We start from the raw sequence: 5619 nt of genomic DNA on the forward strand, positions 1-5619 counted from the left end.
AGGTGGGTCTGTTCGTTCTGGAGGCGACGGAAGAGGGTGCTCAGAGGCTCGGCGTTGTTGAGGCGGACCCGTACCGGCAGGGTGTTGATGAACAGGCCGATCATTTGCTCGACGCCGGGCAGCTCGGGCGGGCGGCCGGAGACGGTGGCTCCGAAGACCACGTCGTCACGGCCGGTCGACTGCGCCAGGGCCAGCGCCCAGGCACCCTGCACCACCGTGTTCATCGTCACGCCCTGCGCTCGCGCCCAGATCGCCAGTGCCTCGCTGAGGTCCGGCCCCGCGCTGAAGAAGACGTGCTCCGGTGCGGTAACCGGTCCCGCGCTCCCGGGTGCCAGCAGGCAGGGTTCGTCCAGGTCGGACAGGGACTGCTGCCATGCCTGCCGGGCGGCCTCCCGGTCGCGGCTGTCCAGCCAGGTCAGGTACTCGCCGTAGGGGCGCACCCGTGGCAGGCCGGACGCCTGGCCGCCCGCGGTGTACAGGGCCATCAGCTCTTTGAGGAGCGCAGGCAACGACCAGCCGTCGAGCAGAATGTGATGGTTCGTCATCACCAGTCGCACCCGGTCGGCCGACAGCCGAAGCGCAGTGAAGCGCAGCAGCGGCGGACGCGCCAGGTCGAAGCGTCGGCCGCGTTCCTCTGCCGCCAGCCGGTCGGCTTCGGATGCGCGCTCCTCCTCGGGCAGTCCGCTGAGATCGTGCTCCTGCCAAGGCACTTCGACGTCCCGCAGGACGAGTTGGGCCCAGGCGCCGTTCTTGCGCTGCCGGAACGCGGCCCGCAGGTTGGGATGGCGCAGCAGCAGGGCGCCTGCTGCGGAGCGCATCCGTGTGTCGTCGTACGGCCCGCGCAGCTCGAAGCCGACCTGGCTGACATACGGGTCCGGCCCGTCCTCATGGAGGAGGTTCAGGAAGACGAAGCCCTCCTGCAACGGGGACAGCGGAAGAATGTCCTCGATCTTGCCACGCGAACGAGACGGTTCCTGACTCACTGCTCACTCTCCCACTCGGACTCAAGGTCGGCTTCGAACTCCTCGATCTCGGACTGACCGATGGAGGCGAGGGTCACATCGGACGGGGTCAGACCGCCCGCTTCGGAGCGGTCGACGAGGCGCACGAACTCTTCGAGGGTCCGGAACCACAGGTCGGCCAGGCGCAGCGCGTCCTCGTCGGACACGACGCTCCGTGCGTACGCCCAGTCGGCGCGCAACCGGAGCCCGCCGTCCTCGCCGTGTGCCACGGCGCTGACCTCCACCGCGTGCGCCATCGGCGCGGCAGGACGATGGGCGGCGACCCCGCCGCCGATCACACTCCAGGGCTCCGGCGTGGCCGAGGCCGAAATGGTCCGGCGCCCCAGGTAGTTGAAACCGAAGTCCGGCTCCGGCAGCGGTGCGAGGGCGTCGCGGGTGCGCGGGTTGAGGTGGCGCAACAGGCCGTAACCGAGCCCGTCGCCCGGCACGGCACGTAGCTGCTCCTTGATGCCCTTGAGGACGTCGCCGAGTGCGGGGCCCTCGTACAGCGCCGCCCAGTCGGCGACCTCCGGTGCCAGCCGTACGGGGTGGATGGCGGTGAACCAGCCCGCGGTGCGGCTGAGGTCCGCGCCGGGTACGGCGTGCTCGTGGCGGCCGTGGCTCTCCAGATCCACGACCACAGGTGCGTCCGCGTCGTCGCCGCGTCCGCGCCGCCACTCGGCGACAGCGACCGCGAACGCGCTCAACAACACGTCCTCGACGCTGGCATTGACGGAACCAGGCACTCGGGTGAGCAGGGCTTCCGTCGTCGCGGCCGGGAGACTCAGGCTGGTCCGCCCTGCTCGGCCCTGCACGTCGCGGCTTCGGTCGAGTCGCAGGCGCGTCCCGGCGGCCGGGGCAAGCGCCTCCTGCCAGTACCCGAGCTCGGCCTCCACCTGGGGGTCGGTCGCGCGCTCCCGTACCGCTGCCGCCCACTGCCGCCACGACGTGCCGACCGGCGCCGGATCGCCGCCCGCGTAGGCGGTCGCCAGGTCCGGTACGAGGATGCGCCAGCTCACGGCGTCGACCGCGAGGTGGTGGGCCACCAAGACCAGCAGGCCGTCGGAGCCGGCCCCCCGGTCGATCCAGGCCGCCTGGAGCATCCGGCCCGCGGCAGGCACCAGGCGTTCCCGTGCCGCCACCGCCAGCTCGGTGACCAGCTCCTCGGTCTCCTCGGCGTCCTGGGCACCCGACGGCCCGACCGCCGTCACCCGGGTAAGCATCTCGCCCGCCGGGACGGCGCCCGGGCGGAGGACCTCCATGGTCGCGTCGGGGTGGGTGAGCAGCCGCAGTGCGTCATGGTGGTCGACCACGGTCTGGAGGGCGGTGGCCAGCCGTTCCTCGTCCAGGCCGGGTGGCACCGTCACCACCACGGACTGATTGAAGTCGTCCCCGCCGAGGCCCAGTTCCGAAAGCCGCGCCATCACTGGCGTGGCGGGGACCGGGCCGTACGGCTCCGCGTGCGGCAACTGCGCAACGGACCCGGGAGTTGAGTGGTCCGACCGCTCGTCAAGTGCCTCGGCGAGCCTGGCCACCGACTGGTGCTCGAAGACGTCGCGGACGGAAAGGGTGATTCCCGCCGAGCGGGCCCGGCTCACGAGCTGGATGGACAGGATGCTGTCACCGCCGAGATCGAAGAAACCGTCCTCGACCCCGACCGACGCCACGCCCAGGACCTCGCTGAACAGCGTGCTCAGCAGCTCCTCGACCGGCGTGCGGGCGACCTGGCCGGTCGACACCGACGCGTAGTCGGGCGCGGGCAGCGCCTTACGGTCCAGCTTGCCGTTGGCCGTCAGCGGCAGCCGATCGAGGACGACGACCGCCGCAGGGACCATGTAGTCGGGCAGGGTCTGCCGGACGAAAGCCCGCAGCGCCGCCGGGTCGACCGTGTCTCCGCATCCCTCCGCCGGTACCACGTAGGCCACCAGCCGGCGGTCACCCGGCCGGTCCTCGCGGACGGTCACCGACACCTGGGCCAGCTCGTCCCGGACGGCCAACGCAGCCTCGATCTCGCCGAGTTCCACCCGGAAGCCGCGGATCTTGACCTGGTCGTCGGAGCGTGTCAGATACTCCAACTCGCCCGCGGGGGTGTACCGGACGAGGTCTCCCGTGCGGTACATCCGCGCGCCCGAGCCGCCGTACGGGTCGGCGACGAACCGCTCGGCGGTCAGTTCGGGCCGGTGCAGATATCCGCGCGCCAGACCGCTGCCCGAGACGAACAGCTCGCCCGGCACCCCCGCCGGCACCGGTTGCAGATACCGGTCGAGCACATAGGCCAGGGTGTTCCCGGTGGGCCGGCCGATCGGCAGGGTCGCGCGTGGAGTGTACGGCGCCCGGACCTCGTGCTGTGTCACACACAGCGTCGTCTCGGTCGGACCGTACAAATGGCGCAGGACGGTGTCCGGTGCGTGCTCCAACACCCGCGCCACCGCATTCGGCGAGACCACGTCCCCACCGGTGAGCACCTCCCGCACCCCGGCGAAGCACTCGGGTGCCTCCTCGGCGATGACGCGGAACAGGCCCGCCGTGAGATGGATCGCGGTGATGTCGTGCACGGCGATCAACTCGGTGATCGAAGCGGCGTCCAGCTGTCGGGGCGGCGCCACCACGACGGTGCCACCCGACAGCAACGGCACCCACATCTCGTACGAAGAGACGTCGAAGGCGTGCGGGGCGTGCAGGAGCACCCGGTCGTGCACACCGGGGCGCCAGCAGTGGTCACGTACCAGATCCACGACACCGCGCTGGGTGGTGGCCACCCCCTTGGGCTGCCCGGTCGAGCCGGAGGTGTACATCACGTAGGCCAGGTCCGCGGGACGCAGCCCCACCTGCGGATTGTCGTCGGGGTGAGCGTCCGCGGATGCGCCGTGTTCGTCCACCACCACGACCCGCGCGTCCAGTTCACCGGCCCGTGCGGCCTCCGCCTTGTCGGCGAGCACGAGCGCGGCGCCGGTGTCCCGTACGACATAGCGCATCCGGTCGAGCGGATAGGTGTCGTGCAGCGGGGCGTACGCACCGCCTGCCTTCGCGATGGCGAGAGTCGTGACGATGTGCGTCACGGACCGCTCCATCAGCATGACCACAGGCGTCCCCGGGCGCACGCCCTCCTGCCGGAGCAGATGAGCCAACCGGTTGGCCCGGGAGTTGAGTTCGGCGTACGACACCGTCGTCGCGCCCGACACCACGGCCGGCGCTTCTGGAGTCCGCGCGGCCTGAGCCGCGAAGACCTCCGGCAGCGTCGAGTCCAACGGCGGGAGCGTGGCGCCCGAGCCGTCCAGGAGCAGGCCGCCGCGCTCGGCGCCGCTGAGAATCTTCACCTGCGACACCCGCAGGCCAGGGTCGGCGGTCACCTCGTCCAGCGTGCGCACGAACCGGTCCACCAGCGCCTCGGCCGTCGACCGGTCGAACAGGTCGGTCCGGAAGTCCAGCGCCCCCGTCAGCCCGGCACTGCGGCCGCTCTCGTCGTGCGTCTCCGCGAGGGCGAAGGCAAGATCCACCTTCGCGACCTCCAGCCGGCTCCGTTCGGGGGTCGCCTTGAGGCCCGGCAGGGCGAGAGCGCCGTCCGGGGCGGCGTCGGAGTCGGCGGTGCTCAAGATGAGCATCACCTGGAAGAGCGGGTGGTGGGACAGCGTGCGGGTCGGATTGAGCGCCTCGACCAGCCGCTCGAAGGGCAGGTCCTGGTGCGAGTAGGCCGCCAGGTCCGTCCGGCGCACACCGTCGAGCAACTCCCGGAAGGTCGGATTACCACTCGTGTCGGTGCGCAGGACGAGGGTGTTGACGAAGAAGCCGATGAGATCTTCTGCCGCCTGGTCCGTGCGTCCGGCGACAGGGCTGCCGATGGGGATGTCCTCGCCGGCGCCGAGGCGAGTGAGCAGTGTGGCCAGCGCTGCCTGAACGACCATGAACGTAGTGGTGTTCGTGGCTCGGGCGAGCGCCGCCAGCCGCTCATGGACGGCGGGTTCGAGCACGAACGGCACACGGTCACCCGCCTGGTCGGCGACCGTCGGCCGGGGCCGGTCGGTGGGCAGGTCAAGCTGCTCGGGCAGGCCTGCGAGGGTCTGCTTCCAGTGGGCGAGCTGCTGCCCGGCGGCGCTGTCCGGGTCGGCGTCGTCGCCGAGGATGTCGTGCTGCCAGAGTGCGTAGTCGGCGTACTGGACGGCGAGGGGAGTCCACCCGGGAGCGTTACCTGTGCTGCGGGCGGTGTACGCGGTGGTGAGGTCGCGGGCGAGGGGGGTGCGGGACCAGGCGTCGCTGGCGATGTGGTGGATGAGCAGGAGCAGTACGTGCTCGGTCTCGGACAGCCGGAACAGCGTGGCCCGCACCGGGATTTCTGCCGTGAGGTCGAACGCGTGATGCGCTGCTTCGCCGAGCCGCGCGTCCAGCGCCCGCTCATCCGTCTCGACAAGGACGAAGGGCACGGGCGTCGTGGGGGGATGCACCGTCTGGCGGGGCCCGCGCTCGTCGTCGGTGATGGTGGTGCGCAGGCTTTCGTGGCGGGTGACGAGATCCTGGAGGGCGGTGTGGAGGGCTGTGGTGTCGAGTGTTCCGGTGAGGCGGAGGGTGGTGGGGATGTTGTAGGTGGGGGTGGGTCCTTCGAGTTGGTGGAGGAACCAAAGGC

General features: G+C 71.0%; 2 protein-coding genes. Both read right to left on the reverse strand.

The window, feature by feature from the left end:
* Positions 1-983, reverse strand: a 983-nt coding sequence (locus tag HY68_RS33365; protein ID WP_241778841.1) for a condensation domain-containing protein, incomplete at its 3' end; no start/stop codon positions are given.
* Positions 980-5619 (reverse strand): non-ribosomal peptide synthetase (locus HY68_RS33370; protein ID WP_041998952.1); only part of this gene is annotated, 4640 nt, incomplete at its 5' end. The genes HY68_RS33365 and HY68_RS33370, both read right to left, overlap by 4 nt.

Source organism: Streptomyces sp. AcH 505, assembly GCF_000818175.1.
GTDB lineage: Bacteria > Actinomycetota > Actinomycetes > Streptomycetales > Streptomycetaceae > Streptomyces.